The sequence below is a fragment of the Arcticibacterium sp. GJ41-1 genome (genome assembly GCF_055808875.1).
Genome location: NZ_CM147888.1, coordinates 3705843 through 3721446, shown reverse-complemented (window position 1 = coordinate 3721446; position 15604 = coordinate 3705843). Strand labels below are relative to the sequence as shown.

The following is a 15604-nucleotide window of genomic DNA, read 5'->3' as shown; positions in this document are numbered from 1 at the left end:
ATGTATCAAAAAGCATTCAAACTCCTTCTTCTTATTATCATTAGCACGGCCAGTTTACAGGCTCAGCCTTTAAAAGTGCAGCACGACTTAACCGTGGCAAAAGATGGCTCGGGCGATTTTCAATACATTCAAGATGCTATAAATGCTGTGCGAGTTTACCTACCTAAAGGCATTACCATAAAAATTAAAAATGGTGTTTATATTGAGAAATTAGAGGTATACAGCACATTGACAAACATTACATTTCTGGGCGAGTCCGCCGATAGCACCATTATCAGTTATGATGATTACTCGGGCAAAGGGAAGTTAGAAACTTTTGACTCCTATACGGTCAAAGTAATGGGTAATGATATTCGTTTTGAAAATTTGACTATTGAAAACACGGCAGGAAGAGTAGGGCAGGGTGTGGCTTTGCATGTAGAAGGCGATAGATGTGTTTTTAAGAAATGTAAGTTTTTGGGCAATCAAGACACCATTTTTGCCTCCGGCGAAAACTCAAGACAGTATTTTTCTGAATGTTATATAGAAGGTACTGTGGATTTCATTTTTGGCTCTGCCACCGCGTTTTTTGAAAACTGTCAAATTCATTGTAAGTCAAACAGTTTTATCACGGCGGCATCTACACCCAAATGGGTGAAGTACGGCTATGTATTTAAGGAATGTGAAATTACGGCTGCCGAAGGTATTGACAAGTTATATTTAGGAAGGCCATGGCGAGATTATGCCAAAACTGTTTTTATTGATTGTGACTTAGATGCCCCTATTTTGGCCGAAGGCTGGGATAATTGGTCTAGAGCTGGAGTAGAAAAAACGGTTTTTTATGCTGAATATGGAAATTATGGTATAGGCGGGCTTTCTATTGACAGAGTCCCTTGGTCTCATCAGTTAAGTCCAGAGCAAGCAAAGCTTTATACCAAAGAGAAAGTGTTGGCTGGTCAGCTAATTTCAGAAGGTTCTAATTCTTGGTTTAACAAGTAGAAATAGGCTGATTTAGCCAGCTACCTATCTTGGTTCTAGTTTTTTTTGTAATGCGTCGTGTGTTTTGAGCTATTGGTAGAATAATGTGGGGTCTTGGTAGAGTGCTTATAATCAGTCTTAAACCTTTGGTGCTTTTGCATGTCAAAGTAGTAATTCAATAAAAAAAACAAATTACTATTATGAAAAAGTTATTAGCATCTATTATCGTTCTGTTGGGAATCAGTTTTCAATCAAATGCAGCCGAACATCCTTGGTTAGAAGTGAAACACGTCATTCATACCTATCAGGTAGATTCTGGTAAGTTTCTGCAGATTTCTAAAGAAGAGCAGACCGAATTTTATTCAGCAGCAAATTTGATGAAAAAAGGCCTTTCAAAACACACAGATTTTATTTCTAAAGCTAGAGTTAAAGAAATAGATGCGGCCATAAATGTGTTTCGCTTTATTTGGGAAAGTAAGCCTGAGTTTACAGAGATTGACCTTAGCATTAAGGCACCAGAACTTATTTAATTGACGTTTTGCTTTATTTAGCCAGTACAGAAATGTGCTGGCTTTTTTGTATACAACCATTTGTTGGCTGTCTTCGTTTAGGTAGTAAGATTGAAGAATAATATGAAAACAGTACTTATAATATTAATGGCGGCTCTTTTAGGAGCTTGCACTAAAAGTGTGGAGCCTAAAGAGCTTATTGGTAAATGGGATAACTCTTATGAAATAAGAATAAAAGAGGGATCTGGCGAGTGGACGGAATGGACAACCATAAATACCTATGCTGCCTTACCATCTTTAGAGTTTACTAACAAGGGAAAAGTACTTTGGGACGGAAAACCTTCAGAGGCCTGCTGCACTTTTAATGCTTTTGAGGTAAAAGGAGATACTTTAAAACTAAGTGAAATTGTAGTAAAGGATGAATGTGAATTAGTGAATTGTGCTCTTTGTGATACTTGGACCATCGTTAAACTTACAGATAAGCAGCTTGAACTAAACATTTGCGACAACTCCATGGTACGATATAATAAAGCGAATTGAAACTTTGAAATAATATGAAAAGCATACTTAGCTTGGTATTAGTAGTTCTTTTTGCTGCCTGTGGTGAAAATAATATTAAACCAAATGAGCTAGTAGGTAAATGGGAGAATACTTATGAAAAGAGGACAAAAGGTGAAAATGGGGAATGGACAGATTGGGAAACTATAAACTACTATATTCTGCTGCCATCTTTAGAGTTTACTGGTGACGGTGATATTTTATGGGTAGGACAAACTCCAACAGGGTGCTGTAGTTTTACAAAATACGAACTAAAAAATAAGACTATAAATCTAAGTGTACCACCTGCAAATGCTAGCTGTGCATTGGTAGACTGTAGTGGGTGCAATGAATGGACTGTAGAGAAACTCTCTGATGATATATTAGAATTAAATAGGTGTGATGAGTTTATTGAAAGATACCAAAGAGCTAAATAAGTTTCTTTAGTAGAAAGGCATCAGAAATCGTAAGAAAAGTATCAAGGCTTTATTTATCTGAGTTTAAGCCTTTAGAATAGGCTGAATTTTAGCAAAAGTCTGATTAATTTGCATTCATAAATATTCAACCCTTTCTAAAATGAGATTAAAAATATCATCTTTTCTTGCACTTGGTCTATTGGCATTTTGTGGCGTATCAAATGCCCAAAGTTTACCAGAAGTACCTTTAACAGACTCTTGGCTTCAAGAAATTAAAAGCAAAGCTCCTAGTAAATTGACTTATCCTACTGCTGAGAAGAGGAAGGTCTTAGTTTTTTCACTGCATACAGGTTTTAAACATTGGGTCATTCCTCATACCGAGGCTATGATTAGAATATTGAGCGAAAAATCTGGCGGCTTTGAAATGACTTATACCTATGACATTTCTGCATTGAATAAGAAAAACCTAAAGCAATACGATGCAGTGGTTATGAACAACAACTGTAGTATTGGTGACCACAGAGACATGTTTTGGGATGTGCTAAAAAATGAAGCTGGTTTAGACTCAGCGGCTGCTATGAAAAAAGCACATAAAATGGAGAAAGACTTTATTAAATATGTGAAAAAAGGTGGTGGAGTAATGGCTTTGCATGGTGGCATAGTGATGCAAAATAAGTCTATGGCTTTTAGCGAAATGATGGGAGGAAGTTTTCATTACCACCCAAAGCAACAAGATATAGATGTAGAGTTGGTAGATGCGAATCACCCTTTAGTTGCCGCGTTTAATGGCAAAGGTTTTACCCATAAAGATGAGCCTTATGTTTTCAATAATGCATACACCAAAAAGAATTTCAAACCTCTTCTGTATTTTGAAGCATCTAAAATAGAAGGACTAAGAAACCCTGACGGGGATGCTATTCGTTACGTTTCTTGGATAAAGGAGCATGGCAAAGGAAGAGTGTTTTATTCTTCACCTTCTCATAATGCACAAAGCTTCAGTAATCCTGCATTGTTGCAGTTTTTCTTAGATGGCTTGCAGTATACTACTGGTGATGTCGATTGTGATGATTCGCCCATGAGTAAGTAATAACAGCAATAGACATAAACAACAAAAGACCTCTTTCGGGAGGTCTTTTGTTGTTTTAAAGTGTTGGTTTTGCCGTGTTACATATCATTCTCCAACAAAAACACGCCATTCTTATTAGAAACAATAATGTCCATTTTGAAATCATTATTGATGTCAGCCACGGCTATGTTTAACCCAGCACCAGAATCAATGTCAATTAAGTGCTCTTTATAGTAAGGTGCAATATCAGAAGAAAAATCAAACCACATTAAAACAGCAGCATCGGTATCGCCTGGGTCTTTGCCATTATGTGCTAGGTATCTTTTTCCAGTGATAAAGTCTTTTTTATCGTCGCCATTGAGGTCTGCCATGACGGTAGCATGAGTTTGGGAAGTAGTTTCACTCATTAAATGCTTCCTGAAGTTACCATCTTCTAGCTGCTCAAACCACCAAACACCTAGATTATGTGCAGATGCGGTTACCACATCATTTCTACCATCTATATTAACATCGATAACCTGCATCTGAGAGCAGTCATCGCCTAAGTTTACTAGATGAAAACGCCAGTCTCCAGATGATTTGTCGGCTTTACCTTCAAACCAACCTTCTTTAATGACTACGTCTTTTATGCCATCGCCGTTAATATCGCCGTAGCCTAAACCATGTGCAAAGCTATCTGTTCCAAACACATTTTCGTTAGTAAGTGCATGACGGGCCCATGCGGTTTGACCGGGTACCGTAGGGGCTTGCAGCCAAATGACCTGATTGGTGCTAACATCTCCACAGAGCAAGTCTATTCTACCATCAGCATCTACATCCACAAAATTTGGAGATTCATTTCCTATTAAAATGTTGTTTCCAATACTATGTTTTGTCCAATGTCCCGTTTCATTTTTAGGGTTTTCAAACCAATACGCGGGAGTGCCGGGGTGGTCAATATTTACCACATCTTCCCAGCCATCCATATTCACATCAAGTGTATAGTTTAAAAACGATTTGCTAAATTCTTGCCGTGGGTCATAAGCTCTTGAGGAAGATATTTCGTGCTTGGTCCAGTTTGGTGCTTCAAACCAATAATAACCCGCCACTATATCTTTTAAACCGTCATTGTTAATATCTGCCACAGCTACACCTTCAGATAAGAAATCTTTGGTGATGACAGTTTTTATAAACGTGTCTGGCTGTACTAACTCTGTTTCACAAGCCAATAGAAGCATGGAAACAAATAATATCCAAGTGCTTTTACTTCTTATTTCTATTAGGGCACGGTAAAAGGGCTTGGCAGCAGGTTTGTTATTTGTCATAGAAATCACGTAGGTCGTCAGTTCATTTACCCTAACGCTGGTTCCTATGGATTTGATTTAAAAGAAGCCTCTTTTTTCTTGAATGAGAGGAATTCTTATGCCTTTTTGCGTATAGAATCAGGTTTATTAAAGTTGAGTTATTTCAGGTGATGAAATAAATTTGAACAGGAAAAAGGTGTAAGACTTATTCTCCTATACGTAAATGTTCTGTTATATCTGAAGCTATTAATGCGTTTTGTCCTTTGACTTTGGCTGCCTCATCACCAGCCTTACCGTGGAAATGAACGCCCAATAATGCAGCCAAGAGCGGTTTGTAACCTTGAGCCAATAACCCTGTAATTATCCCTGTCAAAACATCACCACTTCCTCCAGTGGCCATTCCGGCATTTCCTGTTGTATTAAAGAAAATATCTCCATTGATATTGCAAATGGAAGTATGAGCATCTTTTAGAACTACAATACACTTGTGTTTTGTGGCAAATTTAATTTGCTTTTGTAATCGTTCTTCGCTGTTTTTCCAAGAACCGACCAACCTTTCAAATTCCTTTGGATGGGGTGTTAAAACGCTATTTTCCGGAATTAGCTTTTTTAGCTTTTCATCTCCTGCCAAAATATTGATAGCGTCGGCATCTATCACTAAAGGTTGGTTTGCGTTTTGTAATAATAACTCTAAAGCTTCTTTGCATTCTGGATTTTGTCCAATTCCTGGTCCAATTCCAATGGCATTATAAATCGAAATTTCAGGAATACCAGAAATATGATTTTCATTTTTATCCGTTTGGCACATGGCTTCAGGAATGGAAATTTGCATAATATTATATCCCACTTTTGGGATATAGGTGCTTATAAGTCCTACACCACTTCGCAAACAAGCCTTTGAGGACAAAACAGCCGCACCCATTTTTCCATAGGAGCCTGCTATTATTAAAGCGTGCCCATAAGTGCCTTTATGGGAGAACTTTTGACGGTTTTCTGCCAAGGTTTCAACGCTTTTATCCAACAAGAAATAAGGGGAATTAAGCGATTGAATATAATGCTCATCTAAACCAATATCTACTATATGCCATTTATTTAAGTGTTTTGAACTTTCAGGAAAAAAGAAAGCCAATTTTGGCCTTTGAAATGAAACGGTTAAAAAAGAGTTGACAATAAACGGAGAATCGGAAAGCTTATCGGCATACATGCCAGTTGGTATATCAATTGAGATAACTTTTTTCTTTGAAAAGTTTATGCCCTGAACCACGTCTGCAGCCAATCCTTCGACGGGCCTTGTAAGGCCAGAACCAAAAATAGCATCAATAATAATATCAGATTCAGCCAAATGAGGGAGGTCTTCTTTGCTGTCTATTATCTTGATATTTTCCAAACGGTCAAAATTGGCTTGACAATCCGTGGACAATTTATCGTTGATTTTCACCAAAAAAGCCGACACTTGATATCCTTCTGATTGCAAAATTCTAGTAACGGCGAAGCCATCGCCTCCATTATTTCCTATACCACAGAAAATGTATATTTTGTCAGATTTTGAAATCTCTTGTCTGATGGCACTAATGAAAACATTTGACGCTCTTTCCATCAATTCTAAGGATGAAATTGATTGGCTTTTAATGGCTTGTTTGTCTGCGTCTCTGGTTTGCTCAGATGTTAATATTTGTTTTAAATGCTTCAATGATAAATTGGATTATACCTTTCAAAAGTAAGAAAACTGTAGCCTGAAACAAGAAGAACATAAGACCACTATCTTTTTGTATGTTGTTCTAGAAAGGGAAAAACTAAATCATTTACAGCTCATTCTCCAATAAGAAAACACCATTTTTATTAGAAATGATGATGTCTAGCTTCCCATCTTTATTCATATCAAATACTTCTAAATTTAGCCCTGCACCCGAATCACTGTCAATTAAATGCTCTTTATAGTATGGAGCTTTTTCTGGCGTAAACTCAAACCACATAATTAAAGGAGCGTCATCATCGCCTGCATCATTACCATTATGAGCTAGGAAACGTTTGCCCGTGATGTATTCTTCTTTTCCATCACCATTTAAATCGGCCATGATAGAAGAGTGGGTTTGAGAAGTGGTTTCACTCATCAAATGTCTTTTGAAATTGATTTTTCCATTTTCTGATATTTGTTCATACCACCAAACCCCTAATTTGTGAGCAGATGCTGCTACTACATCATTTTTCCCATCTGCGTTTACATCTAAAATTTGCATGTGAGAGCATGGCTCGCCTAAATCCGCAGGGTGAAAAGTCCAATCGCCAGATGATTTATCTGCCTTACCTTCATACCAACCAGTGGTTATTACCACATCTTTTATGCCGTCGTGGTTTATATCGCCATAGCCTATTCCGTGTGAGAATCGGTCTGTTCCTGCTACGTTTTCAGTACTGATGGCATGTTTTTTCCATACCGTATCTCCTTTCTTTTGAGGGGCTTGCAGCCAAATTATTTGTTTCTTTTTCACATCTGAGCACAGAATGTCTTTTCTGCCATCACCATCCATGTCTATAAATCCTGGCGATTCGTTTCCTATGCCTACCGAGTCGGCTATAATGTGTTTTTTCCAAGCTACTTTTTTGTTCTTAGGGTTTTCAAACCAATACCCTGGAGTACCAGGATAATCAATGTTTACCACATCATCCCAGCCATCTTGATTTACATCCAAAGCATAGTTTAAAAACGACTTGCTATATTCTTTTCTAGGGTCAAAGGGTCTTGCAGGAGACATTTCGTGTCGAACCCATTTAGGAGCCTCAAACCAATAGTAACCAGCAATTATATCTGTTTTTCCGTCTTTATTAAGGTCTGCTACGGCTACACCTTCCGATAGAAATTCTCTTGAAAGTACTGTTTTTTTGAATCCGTTTGTTTGTGCACAAGAAAGGGTAGAAGCAAGCATTGAAGTGGCTATGCTACATATTATTAGCCTTTTAGATATCATTTTTTATAAGGGTTGAATTATAGAAAGACTAATGTAATTTATTTTTCATTCTTAACTGTCCTATGCTTTTCCAAAGAGCCAAAAACATCGACCTAGTGCCTTGCTTTCTGCGGGCAATCGTTTGCACTTGCCTGTATTCTGTTGTTTTTTAGCTATTTAGTCATTTTTTGGAATGTTAAGAGCTTACTTTTCTTTCCCTATGGCTTTGAACCATTAAAACCTATGCATCAATAGTTTTATCTTTGATGTTAAATTAAATGCTTTAGCAAATACCCTCTTACAATGTCTAAAAACTATTTAGCCCTCTTTAGCCTTTTGGCTTTGTTCTCCTGTTCTAAAAATCAAACCTCAGATATAGAGGAATTAACAGAATATTTCACTCCTGCCAGTTTTGACCCCACTACTTTTGAGCCCGATAGCACGGCTTTAGTTATGGAAAATATAGCTGGTCCTGATGTGGTTCCTAGCCCTGCTTGTTTGGCTGTGTTGCCTACTGGTGAAGTTTTTGTGGGTGTAGATATGATGGGTTCTTTAGGAAAAGAGCCAGGGAAAGGAAGTATCGTAAAACTAATTGATGCCGACAATGACGGCACTTACGAGCAGCACATTGAATTTGCGAAAGCAGATAACCCAAGAGGTATAATGGCTGTGGGTGACCAAGTTTTTGTACTCCATACTGTATTTAGCGAAGCCACTGGTGAAGCGGCAGGTATGGATTTGGTGGTTTTTGAAGATAAAAATCAAGACGGTGTAGCCGACGGTCCATCTAAACCTTTGATAAAAAATATATGTTCGCCAGCTTCTTTGAGAAGTAGAGGAACAGACCACTCTACCAACGGTATCCGTATGGGTATTGACGGTTGGATTTATATTGCTGTAGGAGACTTTGGCTTCCATGAAGCAGAAGATGCTACTGGTAAAAAAATGACCATGTTAGGTGGAGGTATAGTGCGTGTAAGACCTGACGGAACAGAAATGGAGGTTTACGCTCACGGAACGCGTAATATTTATGATGTGGCTATTGACCCGTTTATGAATATTTATACGCGTGGAAACACCAATGATGGCGGAGGTTGGAACATCCGTTTTATTCATTATCAACAAAGTGCCGAATTGGGGTACCCAACTTTATTCAAAAACTTTACCGACGAGATTATTCCAGCCCTTAAAGATTTAGGTGGTGGGTCTGGTACAGGTAGCTATTTTATGGACGACGATAGATGGCCTGTAGCTTATAATCATGTGCCAATGATGGCAGACTGGGGTAAAAGCCAGCTTTATATTCATAGAGTGACTATGGATGGACCAACTTTTACGCAGGCTGACGAAGAGTTTATTAAGCTTTCTCAAATTTCTGATGTAGATGTAGATGGTTCTGGAAGAATGTTTTTAGCAGCATGGGACGGAGCAGGTTATAAAGGAAATCCTGATAAAGGATACGTAGTAAAAGTAGTTCCTAAAGATTGGACTTACGAAGCTTTTCCTGACTTGAAAGCAGCTTCTGTAGAAGCTTTAGGAGACTTATTAAAAGCAGGAAACTCAGTAACACGTTTTCATGCTCAGCAGGAATTATTAAAAAGACCAGCAGAAGAAGCTGCAGCTGCTGCCTTAAAAGTAGCAACAGATAAAACATTGCCATTGCAAGTACGTGTAGCAGGAGTGTATACCTATGCACAAATAGCTTGTGCTGATGGCGTGACAGAGTTGCTTAAAATTAGTGAGGAAGATAAAATGCGTGAGTTTGCTCTACGTGCTTTGGCGGATAGAAAAACTTGCTTAGATGCCGTACCGGTCAAACCATTTATAGCTGCGGTGCAAGATGCAAATCCACGTGTGCAGGCTACGGCCATCATTGCTTTAGGTAGACTAGGAAATAAAGAAGCTGCGGATGCTTTATTAGAAATTCAAGTACCAACATCGGCTAAAATTCCTGAAACAGGAACAGAAGGCCCACATGCTACACCTAACGCTGCGATTGTGTTGCCACATTTGGCGGTACGCTCTTTAATAGCACTTAATGCTGTGGATGAAACTTTAGAAGCTTTGGATAATAATCCTAAATTAGCTCTTTGGACTTTAAGATACATGCATGATACTAAAGCTGTAGATGGGCTGATAGCTGCTTATGATGATGCGGAAGATAAAGAGGAGGTACTTAGTACACTTGCCAGAATATATACAAAAGAGGCTCCTTATGACGGTAGCTGGTGGTGGAGTACTAGACCAGATACACACGGTCCGTATTATAAAGGAATTACTTGGGAAGGTTCTGATGCCATTAAAGCTTTCTTGCTGAAAGAAATGGAAGCCGCTGGTGCTGAAAAAGCGGATTACTTTGCTTGGTTAAACGACCGTAACAGAATGGGCATTGAAGAGCTAGGAACTGCCGTGGTGGAAGAAGTAGAAGAGGTAGTGAATAAGGTAGATTTTAATGCTATTAAAAATAAGAAAGGTCAAGTGGGAGAGGCGTCTATAGAAGATGTGATACTGGCCATGGGAGAGATTAAAGGCGATGCCTCAAAAGGAAAAGCTTTATTTACAAGCCAAGGATGTATAGCCTGCCATAGCATAGAAAAAGGACAGGTAATGAAAGGGCCGTTTATGGGTCAAATTGGTTCTATTATGAATAGAGACCAGATTACGGAGTCAATTCTTAAACCTAATGCTTCAATTTCGCAGGGCTTTGCCACGTTTATGATCGAAACTAAAGATGGTAATTCTTACATGGGTTTTATAACTGCAGAATCTGCTGATGAACTTACCATTAGAGATATTGCTGGTAACGCAACTAAGCTAGCCAAAAAGGATATCAAAAGCCGTGAAGAAATGGAGAATTCTATGATGCCAGCAGGCTTGGCAAATTCTCTTTCTTATGAAGAGTTAGCTTCGCTTGTGACATTTTTACAAGGGAAGAAGTAGGAATAAATAGAAACTGAAATATTGAAGGCCCCTGAATTTTGTAATTAGATTCAGGGGCTTTTTTGATTTGATGGAGAGGTTTTTGCTTTTAATCAGATTGATGCCAAAAAAAGGATTTTTTTTGACACAGTTTAGTGTAAATAACAGAGATAATTAATTTGAGCAGTGTATTTCCATTACTAGCTTTATACCAAAGATTGTCATCAAATAGTTTTACCCAAAAAATACCACATAATTCTTACAACTTTTATGAAAAGCAAGTCAGTTTTTAAACTCATTCTTTTAGTTTTCATTTGTTCATTCCCAGCGTTTTCACAGGTTTCTACGCTTTTAAAAGATATTAATCCCGGAAGTGGCTCATCGCTCGTTTATGGAGAGCAAACTTATTGCAGCTTTAATGGCAGTTTGGTTTTTGCTGCCCAAAACGCAGAATTTGGTCATGAGGTTTGGATTTATAAAAACAATGAGGTTAGCCTTTTAAAAGATATCAACCCAGGGAATAAAGGTTCTGAAGCGGATTACTTTTTTGAGTTAAACGGGAAACTTGTTTTTTCTGCAGAAACTGAGGAATCAGGTTTTGAACTTTGGACTAGCGATGGTACCACTGAAGGAACCCAGCTATTAGCAGATTTTAATGCTGGTACAAAAGATGGCGTTTTTGCTGGTCCAGGCAGCTCTTTAGACCGGTTTTTAGTGTTTGATAATAAATTGTATTTCACTGGAATACAAAATTCTAGCTACACACTCTGGTCTACCGATGGTACTAAAGAAGGAACTATGCCAGTGAAAAACATATCTTCTAAGCATTCTTTTCCTGTAAATCTTACTGCTTATAAAGACGAACTTTACTTCAATACTGCTTTTGATGGTGTATTTAAAATCAACAAAGAAACGGAAGAAATAGAGGAGGTGGTAGCTTTGAGAAGTACCTATAATTTATTGGCTACAGATGACTTGCTTTACGTTCTTGGTGGTTCTGAACTATGGACCACAACAGGAACAAAAGCAGGTTCGAAAAAAGTGTTGGACATAGATAGCCCTACGGTAAACTGGAGAGGGAATAGACTGGTAGAACTTAATAAAAAGGTTTACTTTCCCAATTACACTTCTGACACTGGCAATGAACTGTGGCAAACGGATGGAACAAGCTTAGGAACTAAAATAGTAAAAGATGTTTGGCCAGGTTCTAAGGGTTATGCCCCACAGAATTATACGCTCTTTAAAAATAAATTGTTTTACAAAGGAGAGCAGGAAAATACAGGAATTGAGCTATTTGAAACTGATGGCACTGCCGATGGAACACAAATGGTAATAAATATTGATGGCACTTCTAATTCGTCTTTTCATTTGCCTACTACCTTGATTTCTGATGACAAGAGATTGTATTTTAATGCGTCAGATTCATTTTATTCTGATTTATTTATTAGTGATGGTACCAAAAACGGGACAAGGAAAATTAGAGTAACTAATGACCGCTCAGGAGCAGATGAGCCAGAAAACTTCTTTCTTTTTGACAATAAATTAGTGGTTTTTGCTGACGATAATGAAACAGGTTATGAACCTTATATCATTGATTTCGACGTAGAAATTGATGACCCAGATGCTGATGGTTATGTAGGCGAGGATGATTGTGATGAGACTAATCCAGCTGTAAATAAGGGTGCAGCGGAGATATTTTATAACGGATTAGACGACGACTGTAATCCTTTAACGCTGGATGACGATATAGACAACGACGGCTATATTGCTGTGGATGATTGTGACGACACTGATGCAAATGTGCATCCTAACGCAATTGAAATACCTTATAATGGTAAGGATGATGACTGTAACCCTGAAACTTTGGACGACGATTTTGATAGAGATGGCTACATAGCTGCTGAAGACTGCAACGATGGCGACGCAAGTATAAATCCTGATGCGGAGGAGATTCCTTATAACGGGATAGATGAGGACTGTAATCCGGCAACTTTGGATGATGATTTTGACAATGACGGTTATTTAAGCTTTGAGGATTGTAATGACAATGAAGAAAGGATTAATCCTGGTGCGACGGAGATTCCAAATAACGATGTAGATGAAAACTGTGACGGAATAGCGGAACAAATTTTAAGTTTAAATTCTGAAGATGAAACAATAGCTAAAGTATATCCTAATCCGTCAAACGGAATAATGCATGTAGAAAATGTGGAAGTAAAAAGCTTAAAAGTCAATGATAGTAAGGGCAGAAGGGTAGTATTCAAAGTGGAAAACAATACCTTGAAATTAATAAACCCTTCAATAGGTACATTTTTTATAGAAGGTAAAACCAAGTCTGACAAGAAACATTTTACGCGAAAAGTTTTGATTCTTAGTGAGTGAGGAGCATGGATGTATTTAAGCTGACAGGCTATCAATACCCTGTCAAAACCGCTACCACTATGGCTGCTGCACAAAGCAGTAAAATGAACAATAGAGGTTTTAAAGCAAACTTCAGCCATTTGTTATAAGAGATTCCTGCTATGGTCAAAATAGCCATTAATGCACCATTGGTAGGTACTATAAGGTCTGCCATAACAGCACCGTATTGCTACGCCAAAATACAGGTTTGTCTGCTGAGGCCTATTAAATCAGAAAGGGGTATTAAAAAGGGCATGGTCATGACTGCCTGCCCAGAATAACTAGGAATAGGGAAATGCAGGACAAAATGAAAAACCATCATACTAACGGCCGAAACGGAGAGAGAAAGCGATTTTAAAGGAGAAAAAAGTCCGAAAACAATAGTGTCAATAATCATCCCTTCTTTTAAAACCAGCTATATAGGCTTCTGAGGTGCCGTTAATTCCCATTTTTGCTATTAAACCTGCCGCAATACCCGATGTGAAAAAGTAAGCTAAAGCCTAGTCTAATATTAGTGAACCATAAATTACTTCTAGTGCTAACAGAATCTCCTTTGACTCTACTTTACCTTTTGTAATCTGTCTGAATACCAAAAACTGTTTTTCGAGAGTTCAAAAAAACTAGCGGAGTGACTTCTTTGGAATACTAACCCACTTTATGGAATACGGTTTTCCAGGAACGATCATTACCGATTAAGGTAGATTTTGCATTGGTCTGAACGGTAATAGATTTGCGATCACTACTCAGTTTCCAAACCTCTGTTACGTAAACAAATACTCGTTCCTGAACATTAATTAGGCCAGGAGTGGTAGTCGTCAGATGTACAATTGAGTTAATAGTCATTGTTCGTCTATCAGCTGACAACTTTGCGGTGTACTTTTTTCCTCTATCCGGCCCATGATTAATCTGGCTTTGTTTACCGTCGAAGAGCAGTTTCTCCTGGCTTACAGCCAACGGTGCATCGGGAGATGGGTTGGGCACATCTATGGTAAGATAATTAGCCTGTTCCATTATTTTCATTGTGTTGGATAACATACGATCACCTTCGTCATAAGAACAAACAATATTTCCGCCCATACTTATGGACTCTGTGGATTTCCATTCGCCAGAAAAGTTACCCAGATGGGCACTATTTTTTTGTTGAGCCTCTACGGCAAAATGAACTACACCTATTAATAGAATAATCAGGTAGGACAAAATGTATCTTTTATGTTTCATTTGTTGCTTTTTTAATGCTCATGAAGCGATTATAATTTAATAAGCAAAATCATAATTGTTTCAAATTTTGTAAACATGTATGCAGCAAAACTAATTTGATAGTCATCCAACTAAAGAATTTGCATTGTAAATTTTGTGTAAATTATTGTAAATAAAGTTTAATAGTGCTTTTATTCTTATAGTTCTAAAGACCTGAAAATGTGTGTCTAGAGTTTAAAAGATGTCACGGAGCAGGTAAATGTCTTAATCTCTACTTTTTTTGATTAATGGATTTATTTGATTTTTTGTTGAGCCGCTTGTTTGAATTTGATTAGTCTTTTGAATTCTAAACTTTTTGTGTAAAAATTCAATAGGATGCCTACTCCTAAATCATAACAATTATCCTTCTCATTAAGCATAAAATCATTTAATCAGCTTAATCATAGTGCAGACAGTTGCAGCCAAATCACTCCAACTCCCTATTCGCCCTAACATACTCCGTAATCTCTCCAACAGGTGCCACCCAAATAGCGTCTGTTTCGCTTAGGTATTTTAGGAGTTTTTCTAATGATTTTGTTTTGGTGGTTTGAGGGCCGTCTTTGTTTATTTCGTGACCTGCTAGTACTAACCAAAGTCCATCTTGTCTTGCTAAGTCAATAATGGCCAAAAGTTCTTCAAAGCTTTTTCCGTCCATTTCTACACCGGTTAATTGGTATAAATCGCAATAGGCTGGGTCGTTTGGAACCTCGTCTAGCCATGTTCTACCAGACTTAAATTTATTTGCCACAAGCGGAACATAACTTTTAGTCTCTGTACCTCGCTGAATAAATGTTTGACCGCAAGGGTAGGCAAATTGGGTAGGGGTAACTCCTAGCATTTGAGCTATTTTCTCATTGGAAGCTTCAAATTCCAAGTCCATTTTTTCTTCGGTATATTCTTCTAAAGCATTTTTACGAGCCCATAAAAAATTACCAGAACAAGGATGATTATAGCTGTGGTTTCCTATTTCATGACCATCTTTTACGGCTTTCTTCCAGCCACTTAGTTGGTCGTACACTGGGCCAGGTAATACATAGAAGGTCGCTTTGGTATCAAATTTATTTAAAATGTCTGTTCCAATTTGCACTTGGCTTGGTCGGGCGTCATCCCAAGTAAGACTAAGTGCCATTTGTTTGCCTTCTGGCCATTTGAACTCTTGTTCTTGAGCACTGATGTTAAAACTTAGCAATAGGAGGAATAAGACAATAAGGTTTTTTGACATTTTCTAATAGGTTTTGGGTCTTGGTTTAAAGAAAACAAGTTAAACAGATTTTATCAATTCTAATCTTAATTCAGTAGCTCTTTAATCAACATCATTTCTTCATGATGCTCATGT

General features: G+C 37.9%; 12 protein-coding genes and 1 pseudogene. 7 read left to right on the top strand and 6 right to left on the bottom strand.

All coding sequences use genetic code 11. The features are described from left to right. The 5 genes from AC0L6O_RS15445 to AC0L6O_RS15425 all read left to right on the top strand — a co-directional run bounded on the left by AC0L6O_RS15445 (nucleotide 1) and on the right by AC0L6O_RS15425 (nucleotide 3506). Nucleotides 1-978 (top strand): pectinesterase family protein, encoded by a 978-nt coding sequence (locus tag AC0L6O_RS15445; RefSeq protein ID WP_473303586.1) that lies wholly within the window; start codon nucleotides 1-3, stop codon nucleotides 976-978. A 179-nt stretch (nucleotides 979-1157) separates the two neighbouring features. Continuing rightward, nucleotides 1158-1487 carry a hypothetical protein gene (locus AC0L6O_RS15440; protein ID WP_473303585.1) on the top strand — a complete coding sequence of 110 codons (330 nt, stop codon included), beginning with the start codon at nucleotides 1158-1160 and terminating at the stop codon, nucleotides 1485-1487. A gap of 102 nt (nucleotides 1488-1589) precedes the next feature. After that, nucleotides 1590-2006, top strand: a complete 417-nt coding sequence (locus AC0L6O_RS15435; RefSeq protein WP_473303583.1) for a hypothetical protein — start codon at nucleotides 1590-1592, stop codon at nucleotides 2004-2006. A gap of 14 nt (nucleotides 2007-2020) precedes the next feature. Then, the gene (locus AC0L6O_RS15430; RefSeq protein ID WP_473303582.1) at nucleotides 2021-2440 is read left to right on the top strand and encodes a hypothetical protein; all 420 of its coding nucleotides are present in this window, start codon (nucleotides 2021-2023) and stop codon (nucleotides 2438-2440) included. 139 nt (nucleotides 2441-2579) lie between these two features. Next, the gene (locus AC0L6O_RS15425) at nucleotides 2580-3506 is read left to right on the top strand and encodes a ThuA domain-containing protein (protein WP_473303581.1); all 927 of its coding nucleotides are present in this window, start codon (nucleotides 2580-2582) and stop codon (nucleotides 3504-3506) included. 77 nt (nucleotides 3507-3583) lie between these two features. Here the strand turns inward: AC0L6O_RS15425 and AC0L6O_RS15420 are convergent, their stop codons facing one another. The 3 genes from AC0L6O_RS15420 to AC0L6O_RS15410 all read right to left on the bottom strand — a co-directional run bounded on the left by AC0L6O_RS15420 (nucleotide 3584) and on the right by AC0L6O_RS15410 (nucleotide 7692). Next, on the bottom strand, nucleotides 3584-4702 hold the full coding sequence (locus AC0L6O_RS15420; protein WP_473308536.1) for an FG-GAP repeat domain-containing protein: 1119 nt from the start codon (nucleotides 4700-4702) through the stop codon (nucleotides 3584-3586). Nucleotides 4703-4973: 271 nt separating this feature from the next. Then, a complete protein-coding gene (locus AC0L6O_RS15415) occupies nucleotides 4974-6458 on the bottom strand; it encodes an NAD(P)H-hydrate dehydratase (protein ID WP_473303580.1) in 1485 nt (494 codons plus the stop codon). 112 nt (nucleotides 6459-6570) lie between these two features. Beyond that, on the bottom strand, nucleotides 6571-7692 hold the full coding sequence (locus tag AC0L6O_RS15410) for an FG-GAP repeat domain-containing protein (protein WP_473308534.1): 1122 nt from the start codon (nucleotides 7690-7692) through the stop codon (nucleotides 6571-6573). Between the two features lie 324 nt (nucleotides 7693-8016). On the opposite strand from AC0L6O_RS15410, the gene AC0L6O_RS15405 reads away from it, so the two are divergent. Both AC0L6O_RS15405 and AC0L6O_RS15400 read left to right on the top strand, forming a co-directional pair. Continuing rightward, on the top strand, nucleotides 8017-10653 hold the full coding sequence (locus AC0L6O_RS15405; RefSeq protein WP_473303578.1) for a DUF7133 domain-containing protein: 2637 nt from the start codon (nucleotides 8017-8019) through the stop codon (nucleotides 10651-10653). A gap of 249 nt (nucleotides 10654-10902) precedes the next feature. After that, complete coding sequence (locus AC0L6O_RS15400; RefSeq protein ID WP_473303577.1) at nucleotides 10903-13014, top strand: MopE-related protein; 2112 nt, start codon at nucleotides 10903-10905, stop codon at nucleotides 13012-13014. Nucleotides 13015-13045: 31 nt separating this feature from the next. On the opposite strand, the pseudogene AC0L6O_RS15395 reads toward AC0L6O_RS15400, so the two are convergent. The 3 genes and pseudogenes from AC0L6O_RS15395 to AC0L6O_RS15385 form a co-directional block, all read right to left on the bottom strand. Beyond that, a pseudogene (locus AC0L6O_RS15395) lies at nucleotides 13046-13429 on the bottom strand (hypothetical protein). A gap of 248 nt (nucleotides 13430-13677) precedes the next feature. Next, nucleotides 13678-14250 (bottom strand): hypothetical protein, encoded by a 573-nt coding sequence (locus tag AC0L6O_RS15390; protein ID WP_473303575.1) that lies wholly within the window; start codon nucleotides 14248-14250, stop codon nucleotides 13678-13680. 445 nt (nucleotides 14251-14695) lie between these two features. Next, nucleotides 14696-15490: a polysaccharide deacetylase family protein gene (locus AC0L6O_RS15385; protein WP_473303573.1), complete on the bottom strand. Its 795-nt coding sequence runs from the start codon at nucleotides 15488-15490 to the stop codon at nucleotides 14696-14698. Between the last annotated feature and the right edge of the window lie 114 nt (nucleotides 15491-15604).